A 15423-nucleotide genomic window follows, 5' to 3' on the forward strand; every position below is an offset into this window, starting at 1 on the left:
GCGCGCGCCCCGCCCGGGCGCGGGCGGGGCCGGGCGGCGCCGCGGGGGGGGGCGGCCGCCCCCCCGGGGCCCCCCCCCGGGGGGGGCGCCCCCCCCGGGGGGGGGGGGGGGGCCCCCCCCGCCCCCCCCCCCCGCCTCCGTGCGCGCTGTCGCCTACTTCTTGCGGCGGCGGCCGCCGCCACCGTTCTTCTGGGCCTTGCGGCGCTCGGCGCGGGTCATGCCGTCCGCCTCGGACCGCACGGAGTCGTCGCTGGCGAAGTCGCCCTCGACGACACCGCCCTCGCCGTCCACGGTCGGCGCGGAGAAGTGCAGCCGGTCGGGGCGCTGCGGGGCGTCGAGGCCCTTGGCCCGGATCTCGGGCCGGCCGCCGGCGGGCACGGCGTCCTGGACGTCCTTGCTCAGGGACGGGCGCTCCGCGCCGTCCTGCACCGGGACCTCCTCCAGCTGCTGGTCGACCTGGACCTCCAGGTTGAACAGGTAGCCGACGGACTCCTCCTTGATGCCCTCCATCATGGCGGTGAACATGTCGTAGCCCTCGCGCTGGTACTCCACCAGGGGGTCCTTCTGGGCCATGGCCCGCAGGCCGATGCCCTCCTGGAGGTAGTCCATCTCGTAGAGGTGCTCACGCCACTTGCGGTCCAGCACCGACAGCACGACGCGGCGCTCGAGCTCGCGCATGATGTCCGAGCCGAGCTGCTCCTCGCGGGCCGCGTACTGCTCGTAGATGTCGTCCTTGATGGACTCGGCGATGAACTCGGCGGTGATGCCCGCCCGGTCACCGGCCGCCTCCTCCAGCTCCTCGACGGTGACCTTCACCGGGTAGAGCTGCTTGAAGGCGCTCCACAGCCGGTCCAGGTCCCACTCCTCGGCGAAGCCCTCGACGGTCTCCTGGCGGATGTAGTCGTCGATGGTGTCGTCCATGAAGTGCTTGATCTGCTCCTGCAGATCCTCGCCCTCCAGGACGCGGCGGCGCTCGCCGTAGATGACCTCGCGCTGGCGGTTGAGGACCTCGTCGTACTTCAGGACGTTCTTACGGGTCTCGAAGTTCTGCTGCTCGACCTGGGACTGCGCGGAGGCGATGGCACGGGTGACCATCTTGTTCTCGATCGGCACGTCGTCCGGCACGTTGGCCATGGCCATGACGCGCTCGACCATCTGGGCCTTGAACAGGCGCATCAGGTCGTCGCCCAGCGAGAGGTAGAAGCGGGACTCGCCCGGGTCGCCCTGACGGCCGGAGCGGCCGCGCAGCTGGTTGTCGATGCGGCGCGACTCGTGCCGCTCGGTGCCCAGCACGTACAGCCCGCCGAGCTCCTTGACCTCCTCGAACTCCGCCTTCACCGCGGCCTCGGCGCGCTCCAGCGCCTCGGGCAGGGCGGCCGCCCACTCCTCGACGTGCTCGACCGGGTCCATGCCGCGCTGGCGCAGCTCCGCCTCGGCGAGGTCGTCGGGGTTGCCGCCGAGCTTGATGTCGGTACCGCGGCCGGCCATGTTGGTGGCGACGGTGACGGCACCCTTGCGGCCGGCCTGGGCGACGATCGTCGCCTCACGGTCGTGCTGCTTGGCGTTGAGGACCTCGTGCTGGATGCCGCGCTTGGAGAGCTGCTGCGAGAGGTACTCGGACTTCTCGACCGAGGTGGTGCCGACCAGGATCGGCTGGCCCTTCTCGTGCTTCTCCGCGATGTCCTCGACGACGGCGGCGAACTTCGCGACCTCGGTGCGGTAGATGAGGTCCGACTGGTCCTGACGGACCATCGGGCGGTTCGTCGGGATCGGCACCACGCCGAGCTTGTAGATCTGGTGGAACTCCGCGGCCTCGGTCATGGCCGTACCGGTCATGCCGGAGAGCTTGCTGTAGAGGCGGAAGAAGTTCTGCAGGGTGATCGTGGCGAGGGTCTGGTTCTCGTCCTTGATGTCCACCCCTTCCTTCGCCTCGATCGCCTGGTGCATGCCCTCGTTGTAGCGGCGGCCGGCGAGGATACGGCCGGTGTGCTCGTCGACGATCATGACTTCGCCGTCCATGACGACGTAGTCCTTGTCCTTCTTGAAGAGTTCCTTCGCCTTGATGGCGTTGTTCAGGTACCCGACGAGAGGGGTGTTGACCGATTCGTAGAGATTGTCGATGCCCAGCCAGTCCTCGACCTTGGACACGCCGGCCTCGTGGATTGCGACCGTGCGCTTCTTCTCGTCGACCTCGTAGTCGCCGGTCTCCTCCAGGCCCTTCTGCGGGTTGGCCGCCTCGCCCTTGGTGAGCCGGGTGACCAGCTTGGCGAAGTCGCCGTACCACTTGGTGGCCTGGTCGGCGGGGCCGGAGATGATCAGCGGCGTACGGGCCTCGTCGACGAGGATCGAGTCGACCTCGTCGACGACCGCGAAGTTGTGACCGCGCTGCACCAGCTCGTCCTGCGACCACGCCATGTTGTCGCGCAGGTAGTCGAAGCCGAACTCGTTGTTGGTGCCGTACGTGATGTCGCACGCGTACTGCTCGCGGCGCTGCGCCGGAGTCATGTTGGCGAGGATGCAGCCGACCGAGAGGCCGAGGAACTTGTGCACCCGGCCCATCAGCTCGGAGTCGCGCTCGGCGAGGTAGTCGTTCACCGTGATCAGGTGGACACCCTTGCCGGACAGGGCGTTGAGGTACGTGGGGAGGGTGCCGACGAGGGTCTTGCCCTCACCGGTCTTCATCTCCGCGACGTACCCCAGGTGCAGGGCGGCACCGCCCATGAGCTGGACGTCGTAGTGCCGCTGGCCGAGCACCCGCTTGGCGCCCTCACGGACGGTGGCGAACGCCTCGGGAAGCAGGTCGTCCAGGCTTTCGCCGTCCGCGAACCGCTGCTTGTACTCGTCGGTCAGGGCGCGCAGCTCGGCGTCGGAGAGGTTGACGAAGTCCTCTTCGATGGAATTGACCTGGTCCGCGATGCGGTGCAGCTTGCGCAGGATCTTGCCTTCTCCTGCACGCATGATCTTGCCGAAGACGGACACGTAGGCTGGCTCCTTGCCGGTCGGGCCTGGCGCTGGGGAGACCCCCGCCGCAGGCAGGGGTCGGGTGCGCGGGCACGACGGGACAGTCCCCGCCGCAACGGTCATCGTAAGCGAGGACCCCACCGCGCCGGGAGGTCCGTCAGCACGTAAACCGGGCATCACCCGCACAGTGAACGAACGGCCCCGCTCGAAGGTGCCGGTGCGGTGACATTTCCGGGCGCCCCGCCGGCAGAGTGCCCACCCGTGGTAGCGGCCCGGCACGGGCGTGGCAGGGGCGGCGCACCCGGGGACAAAAGAGTCGCATCGGACCGGCCGACCGTTCACACTCCCCCCATGGAGCCCATAAACCTCACCACCGAGCGGCTGGTGCTGCGCCCCTTCGTCCCCGCCGACCGGGACGCCGTCCACGCCGCCTGCCAGGACCCGGACATCCCGCGCTACACCAGCGTGCCCTCCCCGTACACCGCCGAGGACGCCCGCACCTTCATCGAGGAGACCGCCCCGGACGGCTGGCGGGACGACAGCATGTACACGTTCGGTCTCTTCACGCGCGAGGACGACCGGCTGGTGGGGTCGATGTGTCTGGTGCGGCTCGCTCAGCTGCGCGCCCCCGAACGACAGGCCGAGCTCGGTTACTGGACCGCCAAGGATCAGCGCGGTCGCGGCTACACCGCCGAGGCGGCCCGCGAGGTGATCCGGTGGGCCTTCGAGGAGCTGGGCGTCGAGCGGCTGGAGTGGTACGCGGAGGCCGGGAACGAGGGGTCGCGCGGGGTCGCCCTGAAGGCCGGGTTCACGATGGAGGGCACGATGCGCTCCAAGATCGTCTACAACGGCACACGGCGCGACGCCTGGGTCGGCTCGCTGCTGCCCTCCGACCTCGGACTGCCTTCGCAAGCCCCCTACCTGCCGTTTCCTGAGCGCGGCTGACTGCTCGCCAGGCGTTGTCAGTGGTCGGCCCTAGGGTGATCGCCATGACAACCGGTACGACAACTGCCGCCGCGTCGAAGGGCCGTACGGCCGAAGCGCGGCTGTCCGCCGAGGAGGCCCGGCGCATGGCGCTGCGCGCCCAGGGCCTGCTGGGCGCCCCGGACCGCCGGGCGGGGGTGCGCGGTGTGCTGCGGCACCTGGGGGCTGTGCAGCTGGACACGATCTCGGTGCTGGCCCGCTCGCACGAGCTGGTGCCGTACGCACGCCTGGGCGCGGTCGGCCGCACGGCGGTCGAGTCGGCGTACTGGACCGGCGACCACGCCTTCGAGTACTGGTCGCACGCGGCCTGCATCCTGCCCGTCGAGGAGTGGCCGCACTTCGCCTTCCGGCGCCGGGCCATGAAGGCGCGCGGCCACCGCTGGCACGTGATGCAGGACTCCGAGCGCTCCTGCGCCGCCGTGCGGGACCGGCTCCGGGCCGACGGCCCCCTGACGGCAACGGAATTGGGCGGCGCCAAGAACGGCGGCGAGTGGTACGACTGGTCCGAGACGAAGATCGCGGTGGAGTGGCTGCTGGACACCGGCGAGGTGGTCTGCACCCGGCGGCGCGGCTGGAAGCGGGTGTACGACCTGGCCGAGCGGGCCGTGCCGGACGCCCTGCTGCACGACGACATCGACGACGCCGAGTGCACCCGGCGCCTGGTCACCCAGGCCGGTGCCGCGATGGGTGTGGCCACCCGGGCCGACCTGGCGGACTATCACCGGCTCAAGGGCGAGCAGGTGGACGCGGTCATAGCCGATACGGGCCTGGTGCCGGTGGAGGTGGCGGGCTGGTCGAAGCCGGCGTGGGCGGACCCGGCGGCGCTGGCCGCCGAGTCCTCGGCGAAGGGCGGCCGGCACCGTACGACGCTGCTCTCGCCGTTCGACTCGCTGATCTGGGACCGGCCGCGCACCGAGCGGATTTTCGGTTTCACCCACCGGCTCGAGGCGTACGTGCCCAAGCCGAAGCGGGTGCACGGCTATTTCGCGATGCCGCTGCTGGCGGGCGGCCGGCTGCTCGGCCGGGTGGACCCGGCCCGCGAGGGCACCACCCTGGTGGCCCGGCAGGTGTCCCTCGACGGCCCCAAGGCCGTGGCCCCGCTGGCGCGGGCACTCCGGGAGGCGGCCGAGTGGGTGGGCTGTGACACGGTCCGGATCGACCGCTGCGACGACGCGAAGCTGGCGGCGGCACTGGTCACGGCGCTGGACTGACGGGCCCCGCGGCCCTCCCGGGCCGCGAACGCCCGCCGGAGGCACACGTCAGCGGATCTCGAGGATCTTCTCCCGCATCGCGTAGACCACCGCCTCCATCCTGGAGTGCAGCTGCAGCTTCTCCAGGATGTTGCGGACGTGGTTCTTCACGGTGTTCTCGCTGATGAACAACTCCTTGGCGATGTCACGGTTGTTCATCCCGGTGGCGACGAGCTTCAGCACCTCGAGCTCACGGTCCGTGAGCCGGGGCGCCGGCACCAGCCGGCGCTCGTCCGTCCGCTGGATCATCGACTTGAACTCGGTCAGCAGCTTGGACGCCATCGACGGGCTGATCTGCGACTGGCCGTCCGCGACCGCGCGGATCGCGGTGGCCACCTCGTCGGTGGAGATCTCCTTGAGGAGGTAGCCGGTCGCCCCGGCCTTGATCGCGTCGTAGAGGTCGGCTTCCTCGTCGCTGATCGTCAGCATGATGATCTTGGCGCTGGGGGCGACTTCCTTGATGGAGGTGCAGGCCTCGATGCCACCGCGCTTGGGCATCCGTACGTCCATCAGCACGATGTCCGGCAGCAGATCGGCGGCCTTGTCCACCGCCTCCGCGCCGTCCCCGGCCTCCCCCACGACCTGGATGTCCTCCTCGTGGAAGAGAACGATCTCCAGTCCCCGCCGGAAGAGCGCGTGGTCGTCGACGACCAGGACCCGGATCGGCTCCTCGCGGGCGGGGTTCCGCTCCGCTCGGGCGCCCTCGTCGTCGTCCTCGCCGGGCACGAGTACGGGCCCGAACCTGTCCGCCATCGTTCCTCCCCCTGAAGGCCGTGGCCCCTCGCGGATGCGACAGTGCTGCGCCGGGCCAACCGGTTTCGGCGGACCGGCGATTGGCCGCTCGGCCATGATTTCATGCCGAGGCCGTCGAGAGGCGCTTCTGAGGACGCAGGTTGATGCCCTCGGAAGCGCTGCGGCGCTTCGAGGGCATCAACTCGAAGGGCTACGACTCACGGCGCGCGGCGCCGGAGGCGGCCGAGGTCAGCCGCCGAGCGATCCGCCCGCGCCGCCGTGCTCCTCGGCGAACGGGTCGGCGTTGAGGTGGATGACGCCGTAGTCGTAGGCGTGCCGCCGGTAGACGACACTGGGCATCTTGGTGTCGGAGTCGACGAACAGATAGAAGTCGTGGCCGACCAACTCCATCTCGTAGAGCGCCTGGTCGAGCGTCATCGAGGCTGCGGCGTGGGTCTTCTCGCGAACCACGAGGGGACCTTCGCCCTGGACCTCCAGCGAGCCGATGCGCGTGACCGGCACGTTGTTCGCCGACTGGTCGGCGGCGAGTTCACCGCTGTCGGTGAGTTCCGCGGCACCGATGACGGTCGACGCCACATCGCTGGCCGGGATCCGTCCGTTGCCCCGGCGGGTGTGACGCTTGTCGTTCTGCTTGCGCAGCCGCGCCTCCAGCTTGCTGGTGGCCAGGTCGAGCGCGGCGTAGGGATCCGACGACGACGCTTCCGCCCGGATCACCGGGCCGCGGGAACGGACCGTGATCTCCACACGGTCGGAGCGGTCGGCCTGCCTCGGGTTGGGCTCCTTGGACACCTCGACGTCGAGGCTGATCACCTTGCCGTCGAGCTTCTGGATCTTGTCCAGCTTCAGCTTCTCGGCCACGTGCTTGCGAAAGCGCTCGGGCACCTCTGTCTTACGGCCCTTGACGACGATGTCCACGCAGAACTCCGTTCCCGGATCGCCCCGCCGAAGGTGCGGAGCGCATCCCTCTTGCATCAGACCCCGGGGATACCCGGGGCCACCGACTCGGCGGTTTCACCTCCTCCTCCCCCGTCGACAAGATCTACACCCCATCGGCTTCAAGCTTCTGCGAAAGCACGCAAAGCGCGCCATTCGGAGATAAGAGGCATAGAGCTTGCCCTTCCTCACAACCGAACATATCTCGCCCGGACGCCCGTCGGTACCCCTTACCGGGCCGTACCTCCATTCAGGTGTTTCCCCGCTGTTTCCCACGGGAACGTCGCACCGTCACCGGGGGTTCCACCGGGATCCGGGCCGGGCACGAACGCCCGCTCCGGGGCCGCGACCACCGCGGCCCCCAGCACATGACCGCCCGACGTGGAGACCGCCCGCGCGGCCTCCACCAGGGAGGACCCGGTCGTCATGAGGTCGTCCACCAACACCACCGGCCCTCCCACACGCCACAGTCGCTTCACTCCCCCGGCTACCCCCAGGGCCCCCGACACATTCACCCATCGTTGCCCGGCGTCGAGACCCGACTGATCGGCGACGGTCCGGCGCTGCCGCAGCACCGCCGCCACCCGCACGGGCTGCCCGGCGCTCCGCAGCACCCGCCCGGCCGCCAGGGCGAGCCGTCGCCCCGCGTCCTGCCCGCGTCCCGCGACCGCCCGTCGCGAAGAAGGCACCGGCACGAGCAGCAACGGGCCACTCCCGTCCCATGTGCCCCATCGCCCGGCCTCTTGCCCTGCGGCCCGCACCGCGCCCGCCAGCGCGGCGCCCAGCGGCTCCGCCAGCTCCAGCGCTCCCCGCTCCTTGTGCGCGAGCAGCACGGACCGCACCCGGTCCGCGTACGCCGCGGCGGCCTGCACGGGCGGCAGCCCAGCCGGCACCGGATCGGGCCACACCCTGCGGGTGCCCCGGCCGTACAGCTCCCGGCGGCACTCCCCGCACAGCACGGACCGCGGCTGGCCGCACCCCGCGCAGTGGGCCGGCAGCACCAGCCCGGTGATCTCTCGCCACCATCCGCGCATACATCAACTGTCCCGCCCCGGGACCGCCCCTGCCACCCCTGTGGAAAACCGCCGCGGATCACCGGAACCGCAGCGTGGCGGCAGGCCTACCCCGGGTAGACCGGCGCCGACCCGTCCTTGGCCACCCAGTTCCAGTTCATGTCCGGCAGCAGGCGGACGATCCCGTCCTCCCGCTCCGCGACCAGCGCGGGTGCCTTCTTCGAATTGCCCGGGGTGGTCGGGTTCTCCGGGGCCGCGATGCCCCGCACACCCGTGATGCCGGGCAGTCCCGAGGCGTTCGACCGCGATCCGTCGGTCTCGATGTACAGCAACTGCTGCAGGCCGCCCCGCTCGTTGCCCGCCACCAGCAGCCGGCTGCCGCCCGCCCAGGACACGGCGTCGACCTCCTCCAGCTTCGGCGCCACGGAACGCAGCTCCTGCACGGACAGGCTCGGCCGCCCGGCGCTCATCCGCCGCTCGACCCGCCCCAGCTTCAAGGCCGTGCGGTCACCCTTCGAGACCAGCAGCGCGATCCGCACCCCGTCCGCCGCGACCCGCAGCCCCGTGATGCGCTCGCCGTCGAGCCTGGGCACCCGGACCTCCTCCGGCGCGCCCGTACCGCCGGGCAGCCGCAGCAGCCGCGGCCGGTCGGGGTCCTGGTCGGCGACCCACAGATCACCCAGCCCGTCCCAGCTCGGCGCCGTCAGCCCCACCGCCGCCCGGGACGTCACCCGGGCCTCGCCCAGGGCCGCACCGTGCTGCATGGGGGCGACGTACAGCGACTGCCCGTTGGCGGCCACACCGGCCGCACGGTCCTCGGCGCGGTCCACCGCCACCGATCTCAGGTTCAGGGAGCCCTCGGCGCCGAACGGCCCCGCCACGCGCTTCGGCGTGTTCTCGCCGTCGTTGAGGCTCACCATCCGGTGCTGGGCGTCGAGGAAGTACTGCCGGTCGGCCTGCCCCACGTTCTGGTCCGGGGCGTACCACCGCGCCTGCTCGCGTCCCAGCGCGCACATCTGGGAGCCGCCCTTGGCGCGCTGCAGCGTGACGCTGCTGACCGTGGCCGACTCCTGGACGGTGTAGAAGAGCTGCGCCGCCATGCGCAGGCACTGTTCGCGGTTGATGCCCGCCGCCCGGTCGGTGAGCCGCACCTTGAGGCCGTTGGAGTCGTCGAGCGAGAGCCGCTCGTCGGCCACCTTCGTGCCGGTCGGGAAGGCCGTCGCGGCGACCGGGTCGAGCCAGTTGGTCGGCCCGTCCAGCAGCGCCTTCACCGTGGAGGTCACCGGGTCTATCCGCTTGCGCAGATAGACGGGGTCGGCGACGAGCACGTCACGTGGCGCCTTGCCGGGCCCCAGCTCGGCGAAGTAGTACTTGTTGACCGGCCGGTATATGCGCTGGAAGTCGGACACGCCGAGCACCAGCCCGGGCGGCAGGTCGTCGATGCGCCACTCGCCGCCCTCGCGCGCGACATGGATCGCGGTCTTGTACGGGCGCTCGTCCGGCTTGTACGCGTGCTTGGCGTCCACCTTGGCGACCTGCTTGCCGACCAGGGTGATCGTGTACTCCTCCTGGGCCCGGTCGCCGGTGCGCTCCACGTTCACCTGCGGCGGGTCGGACAGCACGGTCGTCGACGTCGAGGGGTCCCACTGCCGCTTCACGCCCTTGGACAGATACATCCGGGCCGTGTCGTAGTTCGGGTCGTCGCTCGTCGTCGCCTCGAGGAATCCGGTCACCAGTTCCTGCGGCTGCTCGTGCTTGCGCGGCGCCACGCCGTACACGCGCACCTGCGAGTCGGCGTCGGCCCGCTGCGAGGAGTCCACCTGGTTCACATCGCCGCTGTCCGGCATCGACGCGCAGCCGGCCAGCAGCGCGCCGCTGAGCCCCAGCGCGAGGAGGCCCGCCGCCGAGACCGGCCGGCCCCGGCGATCGCCCTTAGCGCCCACGCGCCCGCCCCTCACGTCCTGCTCCGGTCCTGCGGGCCGGTGCCCGCGGCGTTGTCGTTGCGCGCGCCTCCCGGGCGCGTCACCACCCGCGCGCCGCTGCCGGGCAGCGCCGTCGGGTCGGCGGCCGGCCGGACGTTGCGCGTCTGGGCCGGCACGGCGGCGGGCAGCGGCGCGGGACCGGGCACGCCCCGGCCCGAGGCGGCCAGGGGCACACCGGACTCGTTCAGCCCGCGGTTGCGCCGCGAGTCCTCCGGCTCCAGCGGAATCGGCGACCCGCGCAGCGAGTCACCCGCCGTACGCGGCAGCGTCAGACGGAACTGCGAGCCGCCGCCCGGCTCGCCCCACGCCTGGAGCCAGCCGCCGTGCAGCCGCGCGTCCTCCACGGCGATGGACAGCCCGAGACCGGTGCCCCCGGTCGTACGGGCACGGGCCGGGTCCGCCCGCCAGAAGCGGTTGAAGACCCGGGTGGCCTCGCCGGGCTTGAGGCCCACGCCGTAGTCGCGCACCGCGACCGCGACCGCGCCGCCGGCGACGGCGAGCCGCACGACGACGTCCCGGCCGTCACCGTGCTCCACGGCGTTGACCACGAGGTTGCGCAGTACCCGCTCCACGCGCCGGGCGTCCGCCTCCGCGATCACCGGCTGCTCGGCGCCCTGCACGAGCAGCCGACTGCCCTTGCGCTCAGCGAGCGGCAGCGCCGCGTCGACCACCCGGTTCACCACGTCGCGCAGATCTATGGGCTCGGCCTCCAGGGCCGCCGCGCCCGCGTCGAACCGGCTGATCTCCAGCAGATCGGCCAGCAGCGACTCGAAACGGTCGACCTGCCCGTACAGCAGCTCGGCGGAGCGCGCGGTGATCGGGTCGAAGTCCTCCCGCGCCTCGTGAATGACCTCCGCGGCCATCCGTACGGTCGTCAGCGGAGTCCGCAGCTCGTGCGAGACATCGGAGACGAACCGCCGCTGCATCCGCGACAGCTCCTCCAGCTGCTGAATCTTGACCTGGAGGTTCTGCGCCATTTTGTTGAAGGCTTCACCCAGACGGGCGATGTCGTCCTCGCCGGTGACCTTCATGCGCTCATGGAGCACACCCGCCGCGAGCCGCTCGGAGATCCCCGCGGCCATCCGTACGGGCGTGACGATCTGCCGCACGACCAGCCAGGCGATGGCGCCGAGCAGCACCACGACGAACACCCCGGCGGTCGCCAGCGTGGTCTTCACCAGCGTCAGCGACTTCTCCTCCTGGGTGAACGGGAAGAGGTAGTAGAGCTGGTACGGCTTGCCGTTGACGTCGTAGAGCCGCTTGCCGACCGCCAGCGCCGGCGCCCCCTCGTCCGAGGAGTTGCGCTTGATCGACGCGGGCGTCTCGAACGCGCCGTTCGCGCTGTCCACCTTGCGGCGCAGCTCGGCGGGCACGCTCTGCTCGGGGTCGATGTCGCCCGAGGCACGCGGCCCGCGCGTGCCCACGGAGGTGGTGTCGGTGGCGTCCGCGCTGAGCGCCACCACGTGATAGACGCCCTGCCCGCCACTGGCGAGCTGCTGCACCAGCTGGGTCAGCCAGGCCCCGGAGTCCGGCAGACCGCGGCCGCCGGCCTGTGCGGCGTCCTGATTGCGGTCGGCAGCCGCGTCGGCGGCGTCCCGCGCAGCCTTGAACCCGCCCTCGGCCTGGCTCATCGACGCGTGCCGCTTGGCGTCCAGCAGACCGTTGCGCATCTGGCCGATGACGACCACGCCGAGCAGCAGGACCACGCCCAGCGACATCAGCAGGGTGGTCGCGACGACCCGCACCTGGATGTTGCGCCGCCACAGCCGCATCGCGGGCAGCAGCGGCTGCCGCACCCACCGCACGTACAGCCTCAGCACCGGATGCACCGGCCCCGCGGCCGCGCCGTCGGGCAGCAGCCGCGCGGCACGCCACAGCCGGCGGAAGAAAGATATGCCGCCCGCCGAATCGACGGGCCGCCCCGCGCCCCGCTCCGGGGCGGCACCGTTGCCCGACATGTCAGCTCGGCCCGGCCTTGTAGCCCACACCGCGAACGGTCACCACGATCTCCGGCCGCTCCGGGTCCTTCTCGACCTTGGAGCGCAGCCGCTGCACGTGCACATTGACCAGCCGCGTGTCCGCCGCGTGGCGGTAGCCCCACACCTGCTCCAGGAGCACCTCACGGGTGAACACCTGCCACGGCTTGCGGGCCAGCGCGACGAGGAGGTCGAACTCCAGCGGCGTCAGCGCGATCGGCTGACCGTCGCGCTTGACCGAGTGCCCGGCCACGTCGATGACCAGGTCCCCGATCGCCAGCTGCTCCGGCGCCGGCTCCTCCGACCTGCGCAGCCTCGCCCTGATACGGGCCACCAGCTCCTTCGGCTTGAACGGCTTGACGATGTAATCGTCCGCCCCGGACTCCAGTCCGACCACCACATCGACCGTGTCACTCTTCGCGGTCAACATCACGATCGGCACGCCGGACTCGGACCGGATCAGCCTGCACACCTCAATGCCGTCCCGACCGGGCAGCATCAGATCGAGCAAAACAAGATCCGGTTTGGTCTCACGAAAAGCAGCGAGTGCCTTGTCGCCGTCAGCTACAAACGACGGCTCGAAACCCTCACCACGCAGCACAATGCCGAGCATCTCGGCCAGTGCGGTGTCGTCGTCGACGACAAGGACGCGTCCCTTCATATCGACATCATCCCATTACCTGATCGTGACCTGGCACACAGCTCCGCGAGACCAGCCTCCGTTACCGGCGAAACAACCCCGTTTTCCGTGACAATTGCTGTCACCAACTCGGGCGGTGTGATATCGAACGCAGGGTTGTACGCCTGCGTCCCGAGGGGTGCGATCGGCACCCCGGAACCCGCCTCGCCCCCGGACCCGGGCACCTGTGGCACGGCGAACTCCGTCACCTCGTGCCCCGGCCGCTGCTCCACCTCGATCGCGGCGCCCTCCGGGGTCTTGAGGTCGACCGTCGTGATCGGCGCGACGACGACGAACGGCACATGGTGATAGCGGGCCAGTACAGCCAGCGGATAGCTGCCCACCTTGTTGGCCACCGAACCGTCGGCCGTGATCCGGTCCGCGCCGATCAGTACCGCGTCCACCTCGCCCGCCGCGAACAGCGAACCCGCCGCGTTGTCCGTCAGCAGCGTGTACGGCATCCCGGCCCGGGCCGCCTCGTACGCCGTCAGTCGCGCCCCCTGCAGCAGCGGCCGCGTCTCGTCCACCCACAGGCGCCTCAGCTGCCCCGCCCGGTGCGCGGCGCCGGCCACCGCCAGCGCCGTTCCCGCGCCCCCGGACACCAGGGCGCCCGTGTTGCAGTGGGTGAGGACCCGCAGGCCGCCACCGGGCAGCAGTTCCTTCAGCAGCGCCAGGCCGTGCGCCGCCATCAGCTCACTGGCCCGCGCGTCCTCCCGGTGCAGCGCCCGGGCCGCGTCCAGGGCGGCCTCGGCGGCCCCTGTGGCGCCCGCGCCGCCCTTGAGCGCCCCCCGATAGGCCTCCAGGGCCCTGCGCACCCCGTACGCCAGATTGACGGCCGTGGGGCGCGCGTGGGCCAGCAGCTCGGCGGCGTCGTCCACCTCGAAGCCCCGTACGGCCGCGAGCGCCACTCCGTAGGCACCCGCGATGCCGAGGAGCGGCGCGCCCCGCACGGCGAGCGTGCGTATCGCCTCCACCAGCGCGGGGACGTCCGTGCACACCAGCTCGATCTCCTCGGTGGGCAGCCGCCGCTGGTCCAGCAACACCAGCACGGGCCCTTCCGGAGGCTCCTCCCAGCGCAGTGCGGGAGTCAGGGAGGACGGCGCAGGGTCCGCGGGTACCGCGTACTGATCAGCCATTGGTCCAGTCTGCCCCGCACACCCCGACTAATGAAGGTCGCCCTTGGGTCTCTCCCCCTTACGAGCCCACCGGATTCCCCCGGCCTCCTCCCCTGTACGAGCCGCCGTGCGAGCCGACATACGGGGCGGCATACGAGCCCGTCGCCGCCCCGGACCCGCGTGACACGATGACGAGCAATCGCTCGCCGCCGCACCGGCGAACGGGCACCGAGAAGGAGCGACGACCATGAACGACTCTCCGGGCCGCACCCCGCCCGGGCCCTCCCCCTCCGACGAGCAGGGCAACGGCGTTCCAGCCCAGTCCGCCTCCGCGGACGACCAGGCCGTACGCACGGAAGAGCCGGCCGTACGCGCGGAGGAGGCCGCACCCGCCGCTCAGTGGGCCCGGGAACAGCCTCCCAGGGGCCAGTGGTCCACCCCCTCCGCGGGCCCGCCGCCCGCGCCCCGCCGCCCCACCAGGACCCCGGCCGACAGCGGCGGCGGCCCCACGGGCCCGTACGCGCCCGGCCAGGGCGCCTGGGGCGGAAACCACTGGGCACCGCCCCCGCCCGCGCCCCGGCCGGGCGTGATCCCGCTGCGTCCCCTGGGCGTCGGCGAGATCCTGGAGGGCTCGTTCGGCACTCTGCGCAGGCACTGGCGGACGGCCCTCGGCATCTCCCTGGCGGTGGCCGTCACCACCCAGGCCGTGACGACCGTGGTCACCGGGGTGTGGTTCCGCGACAACCCGGGCTTCGAATACCTCGACAACCCGGCCTCGGCGACCCCCGGGGAGACCCTGGACGCCATAGGTGAGAGCCTCCCCGGCACGGCGGTCACGTCGCTCGTCAGCCTTCTGGGCTCGATCATCGCCACAGCGCTGCTGACGGTCGTCGTCAGCCGGGCCGTGCTGGGCCGGTCGACCTCGGTCGGCGATGCCTGGCGGAGCGCCCGCCCGCAGTTGCTCCGTCTGAGTGGCCTGCTCTTCCTGCTGCCGGCCCTCATCGTCGGTGTCTTCGGCGTCGCGGTCGCACCCGGCCTCCTGATTTCGGCGGCGGGAGCGAAGGCCGTGGGCGTGGGCGTTGCCCTGTTCGGCAGCCTGGCCGGGATGGCGGGAGCAGCGTGGCTCTGGGTTCAATACAGCCTTGCCGCGCCGGCGCTGATGCTGGAAAGGCAGGGCGTGATCGCGTCGCTGCGCCGGTCCGCGAAGCTCGTACGTGGATCCTGGTGGCGAATCTTCGGCGTACAGCTGCTCGCCGTATTCCTGGTATTCGTGGTGGCCACAGTTATTGGCATTCCCGTCGGCATCATTGAAATGATCTTCACGGGTGAGAGCGTCACTTCCGGCACCATCGGCTGGAACACTTTGATCATCTCCGGCGTCGCTGCGGTCATCAGCACGACGCTGATGGCGCCGATCACGGCCGGCGTGACCGCACTGCTTTATCTGGATCAGCGCATCCGTCGCGAATCCCTCGACGTCGAGCTGGCGCAGGCGGCCGCGAAGTAATTCGGGGTCGTTCGGTTCGAAGCGTCGTATCCCGTCCTTGTTTCCCCGGGCCGAGGCCCCGGCCCGGGGAACGGGGCAACAGGGGGACGGCAAGGAGGAACCGGGGGCAGCTACAAGGGGACGGCTGCAAGGGGACGGCATTCCCGTCCCTGGTTTTCGGGCCGGAAACGCAGAATAGCCCCCGCAGGAACCAGATGGTTCCCACAGGGGCTACTCTTAAAAATTGTTCGGCGGCGTCCTACTCTCCCACACGGTCCCCCATGCAGTACC

Annotated in this window: 11 protein-coding genes; 3 read left to right on the forward strand and 8 right to left on the reverse strand. The window is 71.1% G+C overall.

Annotated features, from left to right (window positions below; translation table 11 throughout):
• Positions 1 to 153 precede the first annotated feature (153 nt).
• Positions 154 to 2979 (reverse strand): preprotein translocase subunit SecA, encoded by a 2826-nt coding sequence (gene secA, locus FHS38_RS34515; RefSeq protein ID WP_184740512.1) that lies wholly within the window; start codon positions 2977 to 2979, stop codon positions 154 to 156.
• A gap of 333 nt (positions 2980 to 3312) precedes the next feature.
• Here secA and FHS38_RS34520 point away from each other — a divergent pair, with 333 nt between their 5' ends.
• Complete coding sequence (locus FHS38_RS34520; protein WP_184740514.1) at positions 3313 to 3906, forward strand: GNAT family N-acetyltransferase; 594 nt, start codon at positions 3313 to 3315, stop codon at positions 3904 to 3906.
• A 44-nt stretch (positions 3907 to 3950) separates the two neighbouring features.
• On the forward strand, positions 3951 to 5156 hold the full coding sequence (locus FHS38_RS34525) for a winged helix-turn-helix domain-containing protein (protein WP_184740516.1): 1206 nt from the start codon (positions 3951 to 3953) through the stop codon (positions 5154 to 5156).
• Between the two features lie 48 nt (positions 5157 to 5204).
• Here the strand turns inward: FHS38_RS34525 and FHS38_RS34530 are convergent, their stop codons facing one another.
• The 7 genes from FHS38_RS34530 to mtnA all read right to left on the reverse strand — a co-directional run bounded on the left by FHS38_RS34530 (position 5205) and on the right by mtnA (position 13667).
• Positions 5205 to 5948: a response regulator gene (locus FHS38_RS34530; protein WP_184740518.1), complete on the reverse strand. Its 744-nt coding sequence runs from the start codon at positions 5946 to 5948 to the stop codon at positions 5205 to 5207.
• Positions 5949 to 6176: 228 nt separating this feature from the next.
• Positions 6177 to 6863, reverse strand: a complete 687-nt coding sequence (gene hpf / locus FHS38_RS34535) for a ribosome hibernation-promoting factor, HPF/YfiA family (protein WP_373301876.1) — start codon at positions 6861 to 6863, stop codon at positions 6177 to 6179.
• Positions 6864 to 7111: 248 nt separating this feature from the next.
• Positions 7112 to 7915 carry a ComF family protein gene (locus FHS38_RS34540; RefSeq protein ID WP_229822896.1) on the reverse strand — a complete coding sequence of 268 codons (804 nt, stop codon included), beginning with the start codon at positions 7913 to 7915 and terminating at the stop codon, positions 7112 to 7114.
• Positions 7916 to 8001: 86 nt separating this feature from the next.
• The gene (locus tag FHS38_RS34545; RefSeq protein WP_229822897.1) at positions 8002 to 9837 is read right to left on the reverse strand and encodes an LpqB family beta-propeller domain-containing protein; all 1836 of its coding nucleotides are present in this window, start codon (positions 9835 to 9837) and stop codon (positions 8002 to 8004) included.
• Positions 9838 to 9848: 11 nt separating this feature from the next.
• Positions 9849 to 11834, reverse strand: coding sequence for an MtrAB system histidine kinase MtrB (mtrB, locus tag FHS38_RS34550; RefSeq protein ID WP_184740522.1), 1986 nt, complete (start codon positions 11832 to 11834; stop codon positions 9849 to 9851).
• 1 nt (position 11835) lies between these two features.
• Positions 11836 to 12513 carry a two-component system response regulator MtrA gene (mtrA, locus tag FHS38_RS34555; protein ID WP_130878137.1) on the reverse strand — a complete coding sequence of 226 codons (678 nt, stop codon included), beginning with the start codon at positions 12511 to 12513 and terminating at the stop codon, positions 11836 to 11838.
• Positions 12510 to 13667 carry an S-methyl-5-thioribose-1-phosphate isomerase gene (gene mtnA, locus FHS38_RS34560; RefSeq protein WP_184740524.1) on the reverse strand — a complete coding sequence of 386 codons (1158 nt, stop codon included), beginning with the start codon at positions 13665 to 13667 and terminating at the stop codon, positions 12510 to 12512. The genes mtrA and mtnA overlap by 4 nt, the downstream gene beginning before the upstream one ends.
• A 226-nt stretch (positions 13668 to 13893) precedes the next feature.
• Between mtnA and FHS38_RS34565 the strand changes: the two genes are divergently transcribed.
• Positions 13894 to 15153: a DUF7847 domain-containing protein gene (locus FHS38_RS34565; RefSeq protein ID WP_184740526.1), complete on the forward strand. Its 1260-nt coding sequence runs from the start codon at positions 13894 to 13896 to the stop codon at positions 15151 to 15153.
• Positions 15154 to 15423 lie beyond the last annotated feature (270 nt).

Origin of the sequence: Streptomyces netropsis (genome assembly GCF_014203545.1) — a bacterium.
Taxonomy (GTDB): Bacteria; Actinomycetota; Actinomycetes; order Streptomycetales; family Streptomycetaceae; genus Streptomyces; species Streptomyces netropsis.

Coding starts and splice junctions, on each gene's coding strand:
- FHS38_RS34520 (WP_184740514.1), top strand. CDS start 3,313: ATGGAGCCCATAAACCTCACCACCGAGCGGCTGGTGCTGCGCCCCTTC.
- FHS38_RS34525 (WP_184740516.1), top strand. CDS start 3,951: ATGACAACCGGTACGACAACTGCCGCCGCGTCGAAGGGCCGTACGGCC.
- FHS38_RS34530 (WP_184740518.1), bottom strand. CDS start 5,948: ATGGCGGACAGGTTCGGGCCCGTACTCGTGCCCGGCGAGGACGACGAC.
- FHS38_RS34540 (WP_229822896.1), bottom strand. CDS start 7,915: ATGCGCGGATGGTGGCGAGAGATCACCGGGCTGGTGCTGCCGGCCCAC.
- mtrB (WP_184740522.1), bottom strand. CDS start 11,834: ATGTCGGGCAACGGTGCCGCCCCGGAGCGGGGCGCGGGGCGGCCCGTC.
- mtrA (WP_130878137.1), bottom strand. CDS start 12,513: ATGAAGGGACGCGTCCTTGTCGTCGACGACGACACCGCACTGGCCGAG.
- mtnA (WP_184740524.1), bottom strand. CDS start 13,667: ATGGCTGATCAGTACGCGGTACCCGCGGACCCTGCGCCGTCCTCCCTG.
- FHS38_RS34565 (WP_184740526.1), top strand. CDS start 13,894: ATGAACGACTCTCCGGGCCGCACCCCGCCCGGGCCCTCCCCCTCCGAC.